General features: G+C 58.0%; 13 protein-coding genes. All 13 read left to right on the top strand.

Features of this window, described 5'->3' with window-relative positions; all coding sequences use genetic code 11:
- Positions 1–32 precede the first annotated feature (32 nt).
- The 13 genes from C7H08_RS03730 (at position 33) to C7H08_RS03670 (ending at position 16882) form a co-directional block, all read left to right on the top strand.
- Positions 33–1361: an HD-GYP domain-containing protein gene (locus tag C7H08_RS03730; protein WP_227663176.1), complete on the top strand. Its 1329-nt coding sequence runs from the start codon at positions 33–35 to the stop codon at positions 1359–1361.
- A 104-nt stretch (positions 1362–1465) separates the two neighbouring features.
- Positions 1466–3688, top strand: a complete 2223-nt coding sequence (locus tag C7H08_RS03725) for a bifunctional diguanylate cyclase/phosphodiesterase (RefSeq protein ID WP_106670502.1) — start codon at positions 1466–1468, stop codon at positions 3686–3688.
- Between the two features lie 53 nt (positions 3689–3741).
- Positions 3742–4062, top strand: a complete 321-nt coding sequence (locus tag C7H08_RS03720; protein ID WP_106670432.1) for a hypothetical protein — start codon at positions 3742–3744, stop codon at positions 4060–4062.
- Between the two features lie 208 nt (positions 4063–4270).
- Positions 4271–4711 carry a MerR family transcriptional regulator gene (locus tag C7H08_RS03715; protein WP_106670431.1) on the top strand — a complete coding sequence of 147 codons (441 nt, stop codon included), beginning with the start codon at positions 4271–4273 and terminating at the stop codon, positions 4709–4711.
- Positions 4708–7302: a heavy metal translocating P-type ATPase gene (locus C7H08_RS03710; RefSeq protein ID WP_106670430.1), complete on the top strand. Its 2595-nt coding sequence runs from the start codon at positions 4708–4710 to the stop codon at positions 7300–7302. Before C7H08_RS03715 ends, C7H08_RS03710 begins: the two co-directional genes overlap by 4 nt.
- Positions 7303–7434: 132 nt before the next feature.
- Positions 7435–7884, top strand: coding sequence for a DUF411 domain-containing protein (locus C7H08_RS03705; RefSeq protein WP_106670429.1), 450 nt, complete (start codon positions 7435–7437; stop codon positions 7882–7884).
- 160 nt (positions 7885–8044) lie between these two features.
- Positions 8045–9763, top strand: a complete 1719-nt coding sequence (locus C7H08_RS03700; protein WP_106670428.1) for a sensor domain-containing diguanylate cyclase — start codon at positions 8045–8047, stop codon at positions 9761–9763.
- Between the two features lie 71 nt (positions 9764–9834).
- Entirely contained in the window at positions 9835–11823 is a 1989-nt protein-coding gene (locus C7H08_RS03695) for a ribonuclease R family protein (RefSeq protein ID WP_106670427.1), read from the top strand.
- A 344-nt stretch (positions 11824–12167) separates the two neighbouring features.
- Entirely contained in the window at positions 12168–13736 is a 1569-nt protein-coding gene (locus tag C7H08_RS03690) for a carboxyl-terminal protease-like protein (protein ID WP_133169814.1), read from the top strand.
- Between the two features lie 13 nt (positions 13737–13749).
- Complete coding sequence (locus C7H08_RS03685) at positions 13750–14391, top strand: CsgG/HfaB family protein (RefSeq protein ID WP_106670425.1); 642 nt, start codon at positions 13750–13752, stop codon at positions 14389–14391.
- Complete coding sequence (locus tag C7H08_RS03680; RefSeq protein ID WP_227663178.1) at positions 14372–15601, top strand: COG3014 family protein; 1230 nt, start codon at positions 14372–14374, stop codon at positions 15599–15601. The genes C7H08_RS03685 and C7H08_RS03680 overlap by 20 nt, the downstream gene beginning before the upstream one ends.
- Before the next feature lie 25 nt (positions 15602–15626).
- Positions 15627–16073: a YcfL family putative periplasmic lipoprotein gene (locus tag C7H08_RS03675; RefSeq protein ID WP_106670424.1), complete on the top strand. Its 447-nt coding sequence runs from the start codon at positions 15627–15629 to the stop codon at positions 16071–16073.
- A complete protein-coding gene (locus C7H08_RS03670) occupies positions 16073–16882 on the top strand; it encodes a hypothetical protein (protein WP_106670423.1) in 810 nt (269 codons plus the stop codon). Before C7H08_RS03675 ends, C7H08_RS03670 begins: the two co-directional genes overlap by 1 nt.
- Positions 16883–16898 lie beyond the last annotated feature (16 nt).

Genomic DNA, 16898 nt, shown 5'->3' with positions numbered 1-16898 from the left:
GGCTCTGACATAATCTGGATTCAACAATTCAGATGACTGGCAGAGCCATGTGGTTCCGAAGTAAACCAGGCAAGCACGGACGTCCTCAATCAACGCCCACCAAAAACATCGAACCTGCTCGCCTGCAGGCTGAGTCCCGACTGCAAAGAGCCCGTTTACCGGTGGATTTGCTGCAGCCAGGTATGCGGGTCGTTAAACTGGACCGGCCCTGGACTGAAGTTCCCGTTCTGTTTCAGGGATTTACCCTGGCAACCGACTCAGAAGCCCGTGTTCTTCGTCAATACTGCAACTGGGTGCTGGTCGAAGATGAAGAAATCCGCCTGATGCCGGTACTCGATCAGATTCCCTCGCTCAAACAACGCACTAATGAACCACTCGCGGAGACCCGAGCACTCCGGGAGGAAATGCCACGCGCCGCGCAAGCCTGGAGTCGCACCCACCAGTTTATCGAACAAACCATTCGCAACATCGAACAGCATAACGATCTGCAACTGGAAACTGCCCGACCCCTGATCCGCGACTGTGTTAACAGTGTGAAAGCCAATGCCAGCGCAATGCTTTGGCTGGCCCGAATTAAAGACCGGGATTCCTACACCGCCGAACACTGCCTGCGGGTCGCCATATTTACCGTAGCCTTTGCCCGCTTTGTTGGCCTGCCCGACGACGAGCTGGAAGTTGCCGGCCTGTGTGGCCTGCTGCATGACATCGGCAAACTGAAAGTGCCCGACCGGATTCTCAACAAACCCGGGCCACTGACCCCGGAGGAGTATGCGGTCATGCAGGAACACACCATTCTCGGCCACCAGCTTCTGTTGCAGGACCCCGGCCTGGACCGGATCATCAGCGACGTCACCCTGCACCATCACGAGCGCATGGACGGGCAGGGCTACCCTGGTCGACTAAACGAATATCAGATCAGCCGGTTTGCCAGACTGGTGGCCATTGTTGACGCCTACGACGCCATGACCAGTGACCGTTGTTATCGGGACGCCATATCGCCGGCTGAGGCGGCCCGCATGCTGTACCGGAATCGTGGCGATCAGTTTGATGCCGACCTGGTGGAGGCCTTCATTCGCCTGATCGGCATCTATCCGCCCGGCAGCCTGGTAGAACTTAACACCGGCGAAATTGCACTGGTCATCAGCACTCACCCGGCCCGCAAGCTGCGTCCGAAGGTGGAAATACTGCTGAATGCCGACAAGCGCCCGCTGACGCCGCAGGTGATCGATCTTGGCAAACAGACAACTGAAGGAAATACAGTGAGAGAAATTCACGCGCCGTTACCGGATGGCGCTTATGATGTGTCTCTGCAGGAAAGGATTCGACAGCTCATGGCCAAACCGGATGACAATGCCTCATAATCAGGCGCGATCGACCGTTAATCCTGATCAGCCTGTCGACTAATCAAGCGGAGCCGCCTGTGGAAAGACCTGCAACCTTCACCAAACCCGTTATCCGATGGCTGATGAGCCCGGTGTTTGTGTTGGTGATTTTTCTGGTTTTTCTGGCTATGGCCGCTGGGCTTCGCGAAGGCCTGATTCAACAGGACAACCATCAGATACAAGCCAACCTCAACAACGAGGCCCGGGCCCTGGCCAACAATCTGGAGCGGGAATTCATGGTGCATGTGCAGGCCATCGGCCGCATGGCCGACCGGCTGAACGCCGAACCAGAAATCCTGGAACAACTGTGGCGTCTTGACGCCAAAAACTACCTTGACGATTTCGGCGTTTACCAGGCCATCGAATGGATCGACAGCAATTTTATCATTCGCTGGCTGGAACCGCTGACCGGCAACCAAGCTGTAGTTGGCTACAACGTCGCGTTTAACAATCAGCGCCGGAAGGCCCTGGAACAGGCCGCCGCCACCGGCCAGTACGATCTGTCCGGAATCATTGATCTGCACCAGGGCGGCAAAGGCATGGTCATTTACTATCCGGTAGGCGCCGGTGAAGCCAATAACGGCTTTATCGCCGGTGTGTTCCGAATAGAAGTGCTGGCAGAGCAACTACTGACCAGTCGAGTGCTTGAACACTTCCAGATTGAGATCCAGGATGCCGGCGCACCCGCCTATCTTCTGGACACATTAGCCGATGTGGATAATAGCTTCAGTTATACCGTTCCGATACAGCTGCCAACCCTGAACTGGGCCCTGACCTTGCAGCCCAGTCAGGCCTGGGTCAACAGCCAGCGCAGCTTCTGGCCAACCGTGACTTTTGCCAGTTTGCTACTGATGGGTCTGCTGACCGCGCTCACGGCGCTGCTGGTGCAGCTCATTCTCAAACGCAATCAGGCTTTGTTAAAGACCCAGCGCGAGCTGGAACAGGAAATCGATCAGCGCGTCGCCATGCAGGTAGACCTTGAACGGCTGGAATCTACAGATACCCTGACCGGCCTGGCCAACCGCCGTTTTTTCATGGAAGACCTGGCCCACACCCTCAACATCGCTGACCGGCAAATGCGCCAGGTCGGACTGGTCATGCTGGACCTGGACCGGTTCCAGGTGCTTAACGATACCCTCGGCCACCAATTCGGCGATGAGCTGTTGATCAAAGTGTCTGAGCGACTGAACAGCCTGAGCAACGAACGCATTCTGGTGGCCTATTCCGGCGGTGATGAGTTTATGGTGTGCCAGCAGCAAGTGGATGATATCGACGACGTCATTCACTTGCTTGGCCAGATCAAACAGTGCTTTGCTGAGCCATTTGCCGTTCAGGGCGAACCCCACAGCATTACCGCCACCATGGGCGTCGCCGTCTACCCTCAGAGCGGCCTGGATGCCGACACGCTCATGAGAAATGCCGACATTGCGCTATACCGCGCCAAGAGCCAGGGGCGCAACACTTATCAGTTTTACACCGAGGGTATGCAGGACCGTGAGGTGATGCGCCTGGAGCTGGACAAGGATTTGAGCCAGGCTCTGGCCAATAATGAGTTTGTTCTGTTCTATCAGCCTCAGCTGGACCTGGCGACGGGTGAGATCAACAGCGTGGAAGCGCTCATTCGCTGGCAGCACCCGCGTCGGGGCATGCTGGCACCTATCGAGTTCATTCCGTTAGCCGAGGAAAGCGGCCGAATCACCGAGATTGGTCGCTGGGTGGTACTGGCCGCCTGCCGCCAGCTAGCGCAGTGGCGAGGCACACCTTGCGAGCAACTGCGGGTGGCAGTAAACCTGTCGGGCCGGGAACTGGATGATGAATCGCTGATTGATCATATCCGTGAGGCACTGGTATCCGAGAACATTGACCCCGGCAAGCTGGAGGTTGAGCTGACCGAGGAGATTTTCATTCAAAACATCGAGCACAACCTGAGCCAGCTGTCGCGATTACGCGAACTGGGCATTCAGTTGGCCATTGATGATTTTGGTGTGGGCTACTCGTCGCTGGGTTATCTGCGCGATTTCCCGGTGGATCTACTGAAGATCGACCGCTCCTTCATCACCAACGTGACTGAGCGCCACGATGATGCGGTGATCACCCGGGCGGTGATCAATCTGGCCCATAACCTGGGCATTCAGGTGGTGGCAGAAGGTGTGGAGACCGAGGACCAGCTGAATTTCCTGAAGGCGCACCGGTGCAATCTGGCTCAGGGTTATCTGATCAGTCGACCGATTCCGCCTGCTGACCTGGCAAAAGCGTTGACTGAGGGCACTCTGTTTACCGGGCAACATGCGGATTCGGGTTTGTAATTGGCGGTTAGTAGCCCCAAAATTTAATGCAAATACTTCATTGAGTGATGTTTATGTCTGCCAGGTATTTATCTGCGGAGCAGGATGTAAAGCTTCGCCGCTGGGAGCGGTGGAACCGCAATTATTTTGTGTTTGCCTTTATGGCGCTGATAGTCGTGCTGGTGTTCAGCAGTCAGTTGGGGATTTCCAGTGGCGATGACTGGGGCTCTCTGGGGCTTTTGCTGGTGGTATTGGTAGCGCCTATTGTTGTGCTTCAGTTACGGCTGCAGTGTCCGGCTTGTGGGGTGAAAATAGGCTGGCAGGCGAAGCTGATGGCGCCTGATCAATGTAAATCCTGCGGTACCTTTCTTCGAGCAAAAAGCGCCTCTTCCTGATTTTTTCTCCGAAACCTTTGACCTGTGAGTTGGTCATAGGTTTTAGTCTGTGCTTATCTTACGGAGATGGCCGTTCCTGGGGTCGGGAGAGGGGTCGAAAACGAGAAACGGGGTTTCTCTGATTGTTTTCGACCCCTCTCCCGACCCCAGGCACTCCGCTTGATCAATTCTCGACTTCCTTAACTCGTACCTTTTTTGGGGCTACGCCATGAAAGTCAAAGAGCTTGCAGACGCTGCCGGGGTGAATCCGGATACCGTGCGCTTTTACACCCGCGAGGGCCTGCTGCGTCCTGTCCGGAATCCGGACAACAACTATCAGCACTACGACGCCGAGGATCTACGCCGGTTGCGGTTTGCCCGCAAATCCCGGCGGCTGGGGTTTTCCTTGCCGGAGATCCGGCAGATTCTGGAGCGAGCGGATGATCAGCATTCGCCCTGCCCGATGGTGCGGGATGTGTTCGAGCATCGGCTGGCGGAGGTGGAGCGGGAGATTACCGAGTTGCAGGAGCTGCGTACGCGGATGATTTCGGCGCTGTCAGCCTGGCAGGATATGCCGGACGGGACGCCGGATGGCCATACCATTTGTCGGTTGATCGAGCATTGGGACGATCCTTCTGCTCCGCCTTGTTGTGGAGAACAGACATCATGAATGACGCACCTGTGTTGAAGACCGCGCTGAGTATTTCCGGAGCGTCCTGTCAGGGCTGTGCCAGCAAGATTCGCAACGCGCTGGAGCTACTGACCGGGAGTACCGAGCTGGTTGAGGTGAACCTGGAAGCACAAACGGTGGCGCTGCCGGAAGGTGTGGATCTGACCGCGGCGGCGCGGATAGTGACGGAAACCGGCTATCCAGCAGAGCCGGTTGCAGCGGCTGGGAACAAGGCAGGCTGCTGTGCCTCGAAAACGCCGTCATCTGACGCCAGCGAATCCGGTGACGACTCAGTTACCGGCAACAAGTCTGAACAGACTACCCGGTCCGCCCCGGCGGCGTCCGAGGAAGATCAGGTCGCGCTGTCGGTGACCGGCGCCACCTGCGCGTCCTGTGTCAGCAGTATTGAGAAGGCGCTGTTGTCGGTGCCCGGGGTGACTCATGCCCATATGAATCTGGCGGATAACACTGCCACCGCCAGCGGTCAGGCGGAGCCGGGTACGCTGATCAAGGCGATTGAGAGTGCCGGTTACGGTGCCAGTGTCATTGAAGATGCAGATGCCGCCGATGACCGTCGGCAAGCGCAGGATAAAAAGCAGTACAAGGTGCTGCTGGTGAAAATGGCCATCAGCCTGGGTCTCGGCATTATCCTGATGATCTGGGGCATGGGTTTCGACACCATGATGGTGACCGACGCCAATCAGACCACCTGGTTCAACTTCGGCATTCTGACCCTGGGCGTGATGATCGCCACCGGCGGTCATTTCTTTATTGGCGCCTGGAAGGCGTTCAGGCACCACAACGCCAATATGGATACCCTGATCGCGCTGGGTACCGGCACCGCCTGGCTGTATTCCATGGTGGTGGTCAGTATACCGGCGTTGCTGCCGGAGATGGCCCGGCACGTCTATTTTGAAGCCTCGGCGATGATCATCGGCCTGATCAATCTGGGCCAGGCCCTGGAGTTGCGAGCCAAGGGCAAGACCTCGGAGGCAGTGCGTCGGTTGCTCGATTTGCGGGCGAAAACCGCGCGGGTGATTCGCGATGGCCAGGAACAGGACATTCCGGTGGATCAGGTGCAGAAAGGCGATCGGGTGCGCGTGCGCCCGGGGGAGAGTCTGCCGGTCGACGGCATCATTGTTGAGGGCACAACCCGCATTGATGAAAGCATGCTCACCGGGGAACCCATGCCGGTAAGCAAGGGCGCGGACGATGAAGTGTCTGCCGGCACCCTGAACACCCACGGTTCGATCATTTATGAGGCCACTCGGGTGGGCAGCGAGACCGCGCTGGCCCAGATCATCAGGCTGGTGAAAAAGGCCCAGGGTTCGAAACCGGCCATCGGCCGGCTGGCGGACACGATTTCGTCGGTGTTCGTGCCCTCGGTGATGCTGATTGCGATCGTGGCCGCGCTGGTCTGGTACAACGTTGGGCCGGAGCCGGCGGTGGTACACATGATGGTGGCGGCCACCACCGTGCTGATCATTGCCTGCCCTTGTGCCCTGGGCCTGGCCACGCCCATGTCGGTGATGGTCGGCGTGGGCAAGGCGGCCGAGTACGGCGCGCTGATCCGTCAGGGCGATGCCTTGCAGACCGCTGGCAAGATTGATCTGGTGATTCTGGACAAGACCGGCACCATCACCGAAGGCCACCCCACGGTAACCCGAGTGCACGCCGTCGATGGCAACGAGGTTGCCCTGCTGGCGCTGGCGGCCGGGCTGGAGCAGCATTCTGAGCATCCACTGGCCGAAGCGGTTCTGAACAAAGCGGAACAGGATGGGGTTGAGCCAGAACAAATCACCGGCTTTGAAGCCTTCAATGGCAAGGGCGTACAGGGCAACTTTGACGGTCAGTCGGTACGGCTGGGCAATCGGCGCTGGCTGGAGGCCGAGGGTATCGCCGTGGGCGAACTAGAGGCAGCAGCAAATGCCATTACCGAAGACGCCGGCACGCCGCTGTTCCTGGCTCTGGGCAACCGCGCCCTGGGCGTCATCGGGGTCGCCGATGCCATCAAGGCGGACTCCCGGGCCGCCATTGAGCGCCTGCATCAGGCCGGCATCAAGGTGATGATGGTCACCGGCGATATCGACGCCACCGCCAAGGCCATCTCCGCCAAAGCCGGTATCGATGATTACCGGGCCGAAGTGCTGCCGGAAAACAAGGCCGAAGTGGTCAGTGAGATGCGCGGCAAAGGCTACACCGTGGCCATGGTCGGGGATGGCATCAACGACGCCCCCGCACTGGCCGCCGCCGATGTCGGCTTTGCCATCGGCACCGGCACCGACGTCGCCATTGAAAGCGCCGCCATTACCCTGATGCGGGGCTCCCTGCACGGGGTACCGGATGCCATCGAGATCTCCAGGGCGACGGTCACCAACATCAAGCAGAACCTGTTCGGCGCGTTCATCTACAACACAATGGGTATTCCCGTGGCTGCCGGGCTGCTCTACCCTGTCTGGGGCATCCTGATGAGTCCGATTCTGGCCGGCGCCGCCATGTCACTGTCCTCGGTGACGGTGGTGACCAATGCCAACCGGCTTCGCCTGTTCAGAACCAGCCACAACACGGCACAGCAAGGGGAGCGGAACTGATGGAAGCATTTCTGGTCAACGCAGCAGGGCTGACCCTGATGGCGGCCGTAGTCTGGTGGTTCTGGCTGTACGGTAAAGATGCCGGCTAGAAGCACTGATCCTGTTCACAATCGCACTACCGAGGTAATCGCCATGAAGAAACACACCTTAGCGCTTGGCCTGGTGGCCGCCCTGGGTTTCAGCACCACGGCCCTGGCCGGCGGTGCTGCTCACAGCATTCACGTCTACAAATCGCCGACCTGCGGTTGTTGCGGCGACTGGATAGATCATCTGGAAGAAAATGGCTTCGACGTCACCGCGACCAACTCGGACGACATGGGCAAAATCAAGGCGGACGCCGGGCTGATTGCGGGTCTGGGCAGCTGTCACACCGCCTTTGTCGGTGATTACGTGGTCGAAGGTCATGTCCCGGCGAACGACATCAAGCGCCTGCTCAGCGAAGCACCCAAAGCCACTGGCTTGAGTGTGCCGGGCATGCCCATGGGTTCACCGGGCATGGAAATGGGTGACCGCAAAGATCACTACAAAGTCATTCTGTTTAACGAAAAAGGCCAGACCCGGGTGTTTGCCGAGCACAACTGAGCCTGAGTCGGTATTAGCTTTCAACCCGTTGTGCGGCTATTCGGAGTAGCCAATTACCGCCAACGGGCCTCAGATTTCTGCCTACTTTTTCTACACTCCGGACCGGCTGTGCTCTATTATTAACACCAACATTGTATTGTCATACCGGCAAGGACACAGCTTGAGCCTCAAAACTCGCCTTCTTGGCCTCGCATCACTACTGATCATTATCTCTGCCTCAGCCTCGTGGATGGCCTATCGCGAGTTGTCGGCCGACATCATCGAGCGCTGGGGCAAACAGGTCACGGAAATACAGGTGCGCTATGACAGTGCCCGGCTGCTTCAATCTCTTGAGAGGGAGATTGGCCTGGCGGGACAGATGGCGCAGTCTTCCACACTCATCCAGTGGGCCGTAGATCCCGACAATCCTGCCCTCACCACCGGCGCCATCCGCCAGATGGAAAGCTTCCGCAACAACTTCCGGGACAACAGCTACTTCGTGGCGCTCCGGTCCAATGGCCATTACTACTACAACAACGCGGACAATCAATACGCCGGCGACCAGTTCCGCTATGTGCTGGATCCGGAAAAGCCGGACGATGCCTGGTTCTTTCAACTCATCGACGAAGGCCGCGACTTTCACCTGAACGTCAACCCAGATCAGGAGCTCGGAGTGACCAAGCTGTGGATTGATGTGCTGATGCGCGACAACAACAACGACATCATTGGCATGGTCGGTACTGGCCTGAATCTGGACACTTTTCTACAGGACATCGTCGACATCGGTCAGGACGGCATCACCACACTGTTCGTGGACTATAACGGCGCGATTCAACTGTATCGTGACCGCAACTACATCGATTTCGCCAGCATCATCAAACCGGAAGGCCAGAAAAATACAGTCGATCTGCTGTTCGAAAGTCGCCAGGACAAACAGCAGATACTGGGCATGCTGCAGATGCTCAAACAACGCAATGGAGAAGACGGCGCGGTCGAGAGCGGGTTTGTCACCATCGACGGCCGAAAACATCTTGCCGGAGTCGCCTTTCTGCCCGCTATTGGCTGGTTCGAGATTACCCTGCTGGATTTGAACGCACTGGTGCCAACCAGTTACCTGTGGCCGTTGGTAACAGTTTTTCTGGTGACCCTGCTGGTCTCCCTGGTTGTTTTCCACCTGATCATTCAGTCGCGCATTCTGAACCCGGTTCTCGGTCTGGAGGCGGCGGTTACGCGCTTGCGGGAGGGCCGGTTTGACCTGCCTTACCTGCCCAAACCGGATAACGAAATCGGCCGGTTGGTTGACCACTTCGAAAAGATGACCGCCACCATGCGTGACACCACCGCTGAACTGGAACGCAAGGTGGCCCAACGTACCGAAGAGCTGCACCGTCTGGCTCGGGTTGATGCCCTCACCGGCCTGAAAAACCGGCGCGGGCTGGATGAAGTTATCGCTCAGGAAATTCAACGGGCAGAACGGGAGAACAAGGGGTTCGGGCTGATCTGGCTCGACATTGATCACTTTAAGAGCATCAACGACAGCCGGGGCCATCAGGCCGGCGATGATATTCTGTGCCGGGTTGCGCTTTGGCTGAAGGCTGCGGTGCGCCCTTACGATCACCCCGGGCGCTGGGGTGGCGATGAGTTTGTGGTGTTGCTGTCACCGTGCGATCAGGACACACTTGAGCAGGTGGCAGGCCGCGTTTGTGCCAGCGTAGAACAGGAAAGCCAACGCACCGGTATACCGGTTACCGTCAGCGTGGGTGGCTGTTTTTGCCAGCCGGGAGACGATCTGGACACTTTGCTGCGAAACGCCGATCAGGCTCTGTACGAAGCCAAACACAAAGGCCGCAACCAGGTTTGCATTCTTGACGCCAGCGACAAAGAAAGCCATCCGGCCTGACAGATCTGACTCCCTCCGACATAACCGTTATACTCCGCAACATCACACATTTATAGTCAGGTTATCTCTTCATGCTCAATGCCGACGCCCTCAATCAATTGCGCCAGCTGAAAACCGATATCAAGGAACACAAGGTGGTCTTCGCCGGGACCGTCAAGCCGACCAACGGGCGCTTTGGCTTTGTGGCTCTGGATGAAGGGCGGGATGTGTTCTTGCCGCCGGAAGAAATGCAAAAGGTATTGCCCGGTGACCGCGTTAACGTCACCGAGCAGGAAGTGGAAAAAGGCAAAACCCAGGGGGTAGTGGATGAGCTGCTGGAATCCCACCTCACCACTTTCGTCGGCCGTTACCTGATCAAGGGCAAGGGCCACTTTGTGGCGCCGGAAACCCCGGGCATCAACCGCTGGATCTTTATACCGCCCAAGGAGCGCATGGGTGCCCAGCCGGATGACTTTATCTACTGCCAGATCCACCGTCATCCGATCAAAGACGGCAAGGGCCAGGCCAAGATATTGCGGGTGATCGGCAAAGCCGGCGAGCCCGGAATCGAGCGGGCCTTCACGCTGGCCAACTTCGACCTTGCTGACGCCTGGCCGGAGCAGGTTCAGACCCAGGCCGACAGTCTGAGCGAAGACAGCATCGCCAGTTACACGGATGACCGGGAAGATCGCACGGGCCAACCGTATGTAACCATCGACAGCCCGGGCACCCAGGATATGGACGATGCCCTGATGGCCACTCCGAACGCCACCGGCTGGGCCCTGTCGATCGCCATTGCCGACCCCACCGCGATGATCGAACCGGGCAGCCCGGCCGAAGAAGAAGCCTTTAATCGGGCCACCGCGATCTACTTTCCGGGCGAGCCGCTGCCAATGTTGCCCGACAGCATCAGTACCCGCCTGTGCTCGTTGATGCCGGACGTGCCCCGGCTGGTTCTGGTATGCGACCTGCAGGTGAACAACGATGGCAGTTTGGGCGACTACAGCTTTCACCAGGCCACCATTTGCTCCAAAGGCAAGCTCAGTTACGAGCTGGTGTCGCACCTGATCGAAGGTCGGCAAGACGACGAGATCAAGGCGCTGTCCGATGACGTGAGCAACAGTCTGGACCAGCTGCATCAAGCCGCCACCGCCCTGCGTAAATGGCGTGCCGAGCATGCCCTGTTGAGCACGGACAGGCCGGAGTTTCGCCTGCGTCTGGATGAAAACAGGCGCATCCGGCTGATCGAGCCATCGGTACAGAACGAAGCCCACCGCCTGGTGGAAGAATGCATGGTCGCGGCCAACCGCTGCGCCGCCGATTTCCTGAACCAGCGCGGCCAGGGTCTGTTCATTCAGCATCCGGGCCTGCGCGATGACCGTGCCGATAACATTCGCAAGCTGCTGGAAAGCCACGCGCCGCATTTGACCAAGCTGGACGCCAACACCGCCGACGGTTTCAAGGCGCTGATGAAGCACAGCGACCAGCTCCAAGCGCAGGTGCCGATCAAATCCATCCTGTCACGGCAACTGGCCAGGGCCGAACTTGGTTTTGACGCCGCGCCTCACCAGGGCATGGGCTTGGCCGCCTACACCACGTTTACCTCGCCGCTGCGCAAGTTCTCCGATTTCTATGTGCACCGGCTGATCAAGTCGGCGCTGTGGGATGCCCCGATCAAGGCACTGAATATCCAGCAGCTGGAAGCCCTGCAAGCCACCCAGTTCCGGGCCCGCCAAGCTGCCAACACGCTGGAAACCTGGCTCAAAGCCGACTACGCCAAGACCCTGCCGGAAGATCCGATGGCGGGCACCATCAACCGAACCATGCCCTCGGGTTTCTTTGTGCGCTTGGACTGCAATGGGCTGGAAGGTTTTGTCAGCTGCAAAGACCTGGATGGCAAATACAGTTTTGATCCGGTTACCCTGCGGCTCATTCATAACAAGAATGGCCGCATCTTCCAGTTGGAGCAGCGGGTCACCGTGAGCTTTATCGGAGTGGATGACGAGCGCCGGCAGATCAATTTCAAGCTGCATTCGGCGGAAGAAATTACCACCAGCCCGAACGGCGCTGACAACGGCTGAAATGCTGACTGTGCTGGCACACCACATCGTCGTTCTTCCTTTTGACGAGTGGTGTGTATCACCATGGCAATTGTAACAAGGTGGAATAACACCCCTTAGATTCAAAAATTTACGATATTTTACAAAGCCGGCGAATTTTGATTTTTATCATAAATTCAAAGAAATAATCGGCGACACCGCTTCATTATCACATCCTTCCCGCTGCTGGCCTCAAAAGCACTATTCCAATAGTTTACATCATGAAGTATTTGTAATTCTGACTGTGGATGTGTCGGCTTTTAATGCTGTCTCATCTGTTTTTGGCCGATGACCCCCAAGCTCATCTTCTGACGGAATTTCAATTCATGACCGACTCCAACACCTTGCAACAGCATTCTGGCTTGGGCCGCCTGAGCGGCATCAGCATCATCGCCGCGACACTCTGGCTCAGTGGTTGCTCGGTGCACCAGTTCAATCAGAGCTCCATTCCTGCAGCAACGCCCTATCAGGTAACCGCTCCCTTTCACATTGATGACTCGGAAGCCGCCCGGTGGCTGATGCCGGAGGACAATGCTCTCCGCGTCGAGTACGTCCACCTGCCGGCACCCATGTGGTACGGCTATGAAGAATCCATTCTCGCTAACCTGCCAGCCATACTGACTCTCAGCCTGATACCGATCCATGGCACAAGCACATCCACCAGCAGCGCCGCAGTGGTCTGGCAGGACCAGATGCTTTGGCGCCACCAGACCAGCTTCTCAGCAAAAACCTGGACCAGCCTGTTTTTTCCGACACCCTTCCTGATGCCCGGCGGTTCGGGCGGAGACGCCGCCCTGAAAAACGCCAATGCAGCCGCCCACAAGGCACATTTGATGGCACTGGCAGACGACACCCGTGCTCAGGACCAGCGCTATGCTGCCATTAACTCAAACAGTCCTGACGCCCTGGCCAAATTGCTGAACTCCGGCGATGCACCTTTGCTCCGTCCGAAAGCTACTGCCCAGCTGATCGCGTTGGCGCCCCAGAAGAATGCCCTTGAGTTTCACACTCGATACGCTGACCTTCCCGGTTACGCCGGGCTGCTGCCTGATGACCTACAGGCCTGGCTGATCGGTCCTGATGGGCTGAAAGGCTGGCAACTAAAAGCCGCTCTGGCGGATGGCGCATCGGAGGATGATCTGACCAGAAAACTCATTCTCGCGCACCCTGATGCCCGACAAGCCGCCATCCAGCAATACGTTGATGCTAGCCAGCAGGCCAACTGGTCCGACAACGCTGAGGTTGCGCGCATTATGGCGGAGGTCTATGTGAACGCCAATCACACCCCACCCTTCTCCAGCATGAAGGACATCCATCGCCAAAGCTTGATCAACAGTGGCTTGCCGGCGGATCTGGTGAAGTACATGACCGACCAGCCACCCTCAGAACTGATGATCACCGTTGCCCGCGGCGGATCCATGAAAAGTGCTAACGGTAAAGCCCTGACCGAAGAGGAATTGATCGAGCGCCTGGTGCGTAATGACAACAGCGGCCAGTTTATGAGTCCCTACACCAGCGATGGCGTACTCGCCGAATGGGTCAATCTGGCTAACAACGCCAACATGGGCGCCACCGCAGGATCCGCAGCCGGAGCCATGGCCGGAGCCTACGCCGCCAACAAGGCGCTAGACTTCGTCCCCTTTGGACTGGGCGGTCTGGTGGGTGGTGCCATAGGCTCTGAAATAGGCAAGAGTGGCGGTAGGGAGGCAGCGATTTCAGCGTCCGGCGGTTGGGCTGCCATCAAAGCCGCCTCAGACCAGAGCTTCGATTCCCTGCTCAATATGGCTCGTTACCTGAAACAGAAATACGGCACCACTGCAAACTTCATGGATGCGATGCGCGCCACCACACAGATATACCCGGAGTTCAGTTCTGTGCTGGCTTCCACCAATTAACCGGAGAATGTTTATGAAGAAGGGAACCACCAAGGTATTGATTACCGGCATGGCAACGGCTTCTCTGCTGCTGGTTGGCTGCGCCGGCCAGATCGACAACACTCGCGGTAAAGCGACGGTTTACGAAGATGCCTCAACCACTGGTCGAGTCGGCGGTGTCGGCATTGAAAGCCAGGACATTGTTGCCATCACGGATCAGATGATGCGAGACATGCTGGCCAACCGCATGCTTGCCGGTCGCGACATTCCGCCCAGGATCATTATCGACAACGAATACATGCGCAACGAAAGTTCCTCGGTGGTCAACACCAACATGCTCACCGATCGGCTGCGCATCGAACTGAACCGGGCGTCCAATGGCCGGATGATTTTCGTGGGCCGGGAATACGCCGGTATGGTGCAGCAAGAGCGTGACTTGAAACGTGACGGCGCGGTTGATGGCGGTACCATTCGCTCCACCGCCGCCCAGGCCGGTGCTGACTACCGACTTGCTGGCCGGATCACATCACTCGACGCCTCCGATCGCAGCGACGGCACCCAATCCCGCTACAGCCAGATCAGTTTTGAGATGGTGGATTTGGAGTTGGGAACCATCGTTTGGAGTGGTCTGTATGAAATGCGCAAGGCGGGCCGGGATGATGTGGTTTATCGTTAAGATGAAACCGGCAACACTGGCCGCAGCAGTGCTGTCGGTCAGCCTTGCCGGCTGCGCTACCGGGCCAAAGACCTTCGATCGCGCCGGCTTGAGCAGTGAGCAGACCGCCATCGTTGCCAGCAAACCGGTGGTGATTCGCGAGGACTACCGCAACCTCTATGAAGAGGGGCGCCGCAATGAAGTACTCAACCTGATGGAAATTGGCCTGAAAGCCTATCGCACGGGGGACCTGGATGAAGCCCGGCGCAGTCTCGATCGGGCCAGAATCATCATCGAAAGCGTATACGCCGACGACGAATCCGCCCGCAAAGCACGCAGTATCTGGTACGAGGAGGCTGAGAAAGACTTCAAGGGTGAACCCTACGAACGGGCCATGGTGTATCTGTACCTGGGCCTTATCTTCCTTGAGCAGGGCGACTATGGCAACGCACGGGCCAGTTTCATCGGCGGTCTGTTGCAGGATGCCTTCGCCGAGGAAGAACAGTTCAGCTCCGACTTTGCCGCGCTGATCTACCTCGCCGGTTGGGCCGCCCTGCAGATGGACAGCCAGCAACTGGCGCGACAACACTTCACCGAGTTACAAACATTCCGCCCGGATGCACCCTTGCCCAACGGCGACCACAACGCTCTGTTGATCGTTGAAACCGGCAGCTCGCCCCGCAAGCTCGGCGACGGCGTCGGACATTATCAACTGGTGTATCGTCGTGGCCGGAATTTTACCGATGTAGGTGCGCAGTGGCTGAATGGTGATCAATGGCAAACGGTTTACCCGATGGAAGACATCTACTTCCAGGCGTCGACCCGAGGCGGTCGCGCCATAGACCGCATTGTCGAGGGCCAAGTTCAGTATAAGGAATCCACCCGCAATATCGGCACCAACCTGAGCAGTATCAGCCAGAACAGTCTGCTGGCGGGAGCCGGTGCTTCCGCCGGCGGCGTGCTGGGCGCAGGCTTTGCCGCCATCAGTTTGGTCAGTGTGGCGGCGCAGGGGATGTCGGCAGCCGCCAATGTGCGGGCAGACATCCGTTATTGGCAGTCGCTGCCCGACACGCTGCACATCATTCCGGTGTCCGCCGAGCCCGGCCAGCAGGTAACTATACGATTTCTGGATGCCAATGGTCAGCCCATTCCAGGCATGACCGACACCGCTGAATTCCGATTCGATGGCCGTGGCCGCGGGCTTGCCCTGGCCACGTCCCAACGGCCGTAACCCGGCCGCTACAAGGAGATTACCCATGTTCCGAACCTTGATGACCGTGACTGTGGCCGGCCTGATTCTCACTGGCTGCAATAGCCTGCCTGCAGACTCCACTGAACTGGCTGAGCGAACTGCGCCGCTGGAGTACAACACCGTCGTGTTCACCGATTACAACCTGAGCCGAACCTGGAATGACGGCATTCGGGACGCCGGGCGAACCTATCGTTTGTCGGTCGAAAACCACGGCCAACGCCCCACCGAAACTGGCACCACCGAAGTGTTCGCGGTGCTGCGCAACCACACCGACTTTGATTACCGGATCGAAGTGCGCACACAGTTTTTCGATGACTACGGTGTGCCGGTAGATGCTCGCCCCACCTGGCAACGTTCGACCATCCCTGCCAACAGCGTCAGCGCCTACAAAACCTTGTCGACCAGCACCCAGCCGCTGAAGTACCGAATTGAAGTACGGGAGCTGAATTGATGAAGCGTTCACTGATGGCCGTGTTACTGGTCAGCCTGCTGCCAATAGCCAGCCAGGCGGGCAATGATCATGCGGCAGCTCCCATGAAAGCGCCACATCAAAAGCCACTCACCGAACAGGACCTGCGCATTGAAGCCAACGCATCGCAACGAACAGAGTCCGCCGAAGCCATTATAGAGCGCTTCCGGTCAGGACTGGGCGCCGCCTCTCCGCGCATCGCGGTTTTCTGGAACCGGACCTTTAACGATCAGGTCAGCGATTGGGCCAGCCAGCGCCGGGTGGTCATCTCAGGCCACAGCGGCCTGCACGGTAATATTCCTGACGGCAATATCAGTCTGGATGGCACCTCCCAAGCGGCGATCCAGGCAGAAACTCGGGAGTCACGGCGGCACGTACCTATGGCTCCCGCATTTGATCTGCAAGCCGGGGTGGTGTCGCAGCTTACCCGGGCCGGCGCCACCATCGTGGACCGTGACGCCATCATGCGAATCACCGACAACGCCTTTGAAAATGGCGAGTTCTCACGTCTGTCACCAGACCAGGCACGGCTGGAGATGCAGGCGCTGAGCCAGCATGCGGACTATTTGATGGTACTCAGCCAGGTCGCCGGCAACGAATTCAGCATTCGTGTGCTCAACGTTTCCAACGGCGCCATCCAGGCCATGGTCAGCTCCAACGGCGTACCGCCAGCCACCGATGCCGATCGCCGCTGGATTGCCACAGACCGGGGGTTTGAGAAGCGAGAACGGCAGGTCTCCCTGAGAGATGTAGGCCAGGAACTGGCGCTGCAAACGCTGGCGGAGCTGTAAAAACCACTAACGCTGA

Origin of the sequence: Marinobacter halophilus (genome assembly GCF_003007685.1) — a bacterium.
Taxonomy (GTDB): Bacteria; Pseudomonadota; Gammaproteobacteria; order Pseudomonadales; family Oleiphilaceae; genus Marinobacter; species Marinobacter halophilus.
This window is presented reverse-complemented; position numbering and strand designations above follow the sequence as displayed.

What these genes read in the sequence shown, in the direction of transcription:
- C7H08_RS03730 (WP_227663176.1), top strand. Translation starts at nt 33, where the DNA reads ATGACTGGCAGAGCCATGTGGTTCCGAAGTAAACCAGGCAAGCACGGA.
- C7H08_RS03725 (WP_106670502.1), top strand. Translation starts at nt 1,466, where the DNA reads ATGAGCCCGGTGTTTGTGTTGGTGATTTTTCTGGTTTTTCTGGCTATG.
- C7H08_RS03720 (WP_106670432.1), top strand. Translation starts at nt 3,742, where the DNA reads ATGTCTGCCAGGTATTTATCTGCGGAGCAGGATGTAAAGCTTCGCCGC.
- C7H08_RS03715 (WP_106670431.1), top strand. Translation starts at nt 4,271, where the DNA reads ATGAAAGTCAAAGAGCTTGCAGACGCTGCCGGGGTGAATCCGGATACC.
- C7H08_RS03710 (WP_106670430.1), top strand. Translation starts at nt 4,708, where the DNA reads ATGAATGACGCACCTGTGTTGAAGACCGCGCTGAGTATTTCCGGAGCG.
- C7H08_RS03705 (WP_106670429.1), top strand. Translation starts at nt 7,435, where the DNA reads ATGAAGAAACACACCTTAGCGCTTGGCCTGGTGGCCGCCCTGGGTTTC.
- C7H08_RS03695 (WP_106670427.1), top strand. Translation starts at nt 9,835, where the DNA reads ATGCTCAATGCCGACGCCCTCAATCAATTGCGCCAGCTGAAAACCGAT.
- C7H08_RS03690 (WP_133169814.1), top strand. Translation starts at nt 12,168, where the DNA reads ATGACCGACTCCAACACCTTGCAACAGCATTCTGGCTTGGGCCGCCTG.
- C7H08_RS03685 (WP_106670425.1), top strand. Translation starts at nt 13,750, where the DNA reads ATGAAGAAGGGAACCACCAAGGTATTGATTACCGGCATGGCAACGGCT.
- C7H08_RS03680 (WP_227663178.1), top strand. Translation starts at nt 14,372, where the DNA reads ATGATGTGGTTTATCGTTAAGATGAAACCGGCAACACTGGCCGCAGCA.
- C7H08_RS03675 (WP_106670424.1), top strand. Translation starts at nt 15,627, where the DNA reads ATGTTCCGAACCTTGATGACCGTGACTGTGGCCGGCCTGATTCTCACT.
- C7H08_RS03670 (WP_106670423.1), top strand. Translation starts at nt 16,073, where the DNA reads ATGAAGCGTTCACTGATGGCCGTGTTACTGGTCAGCCTGCTGCCAATA.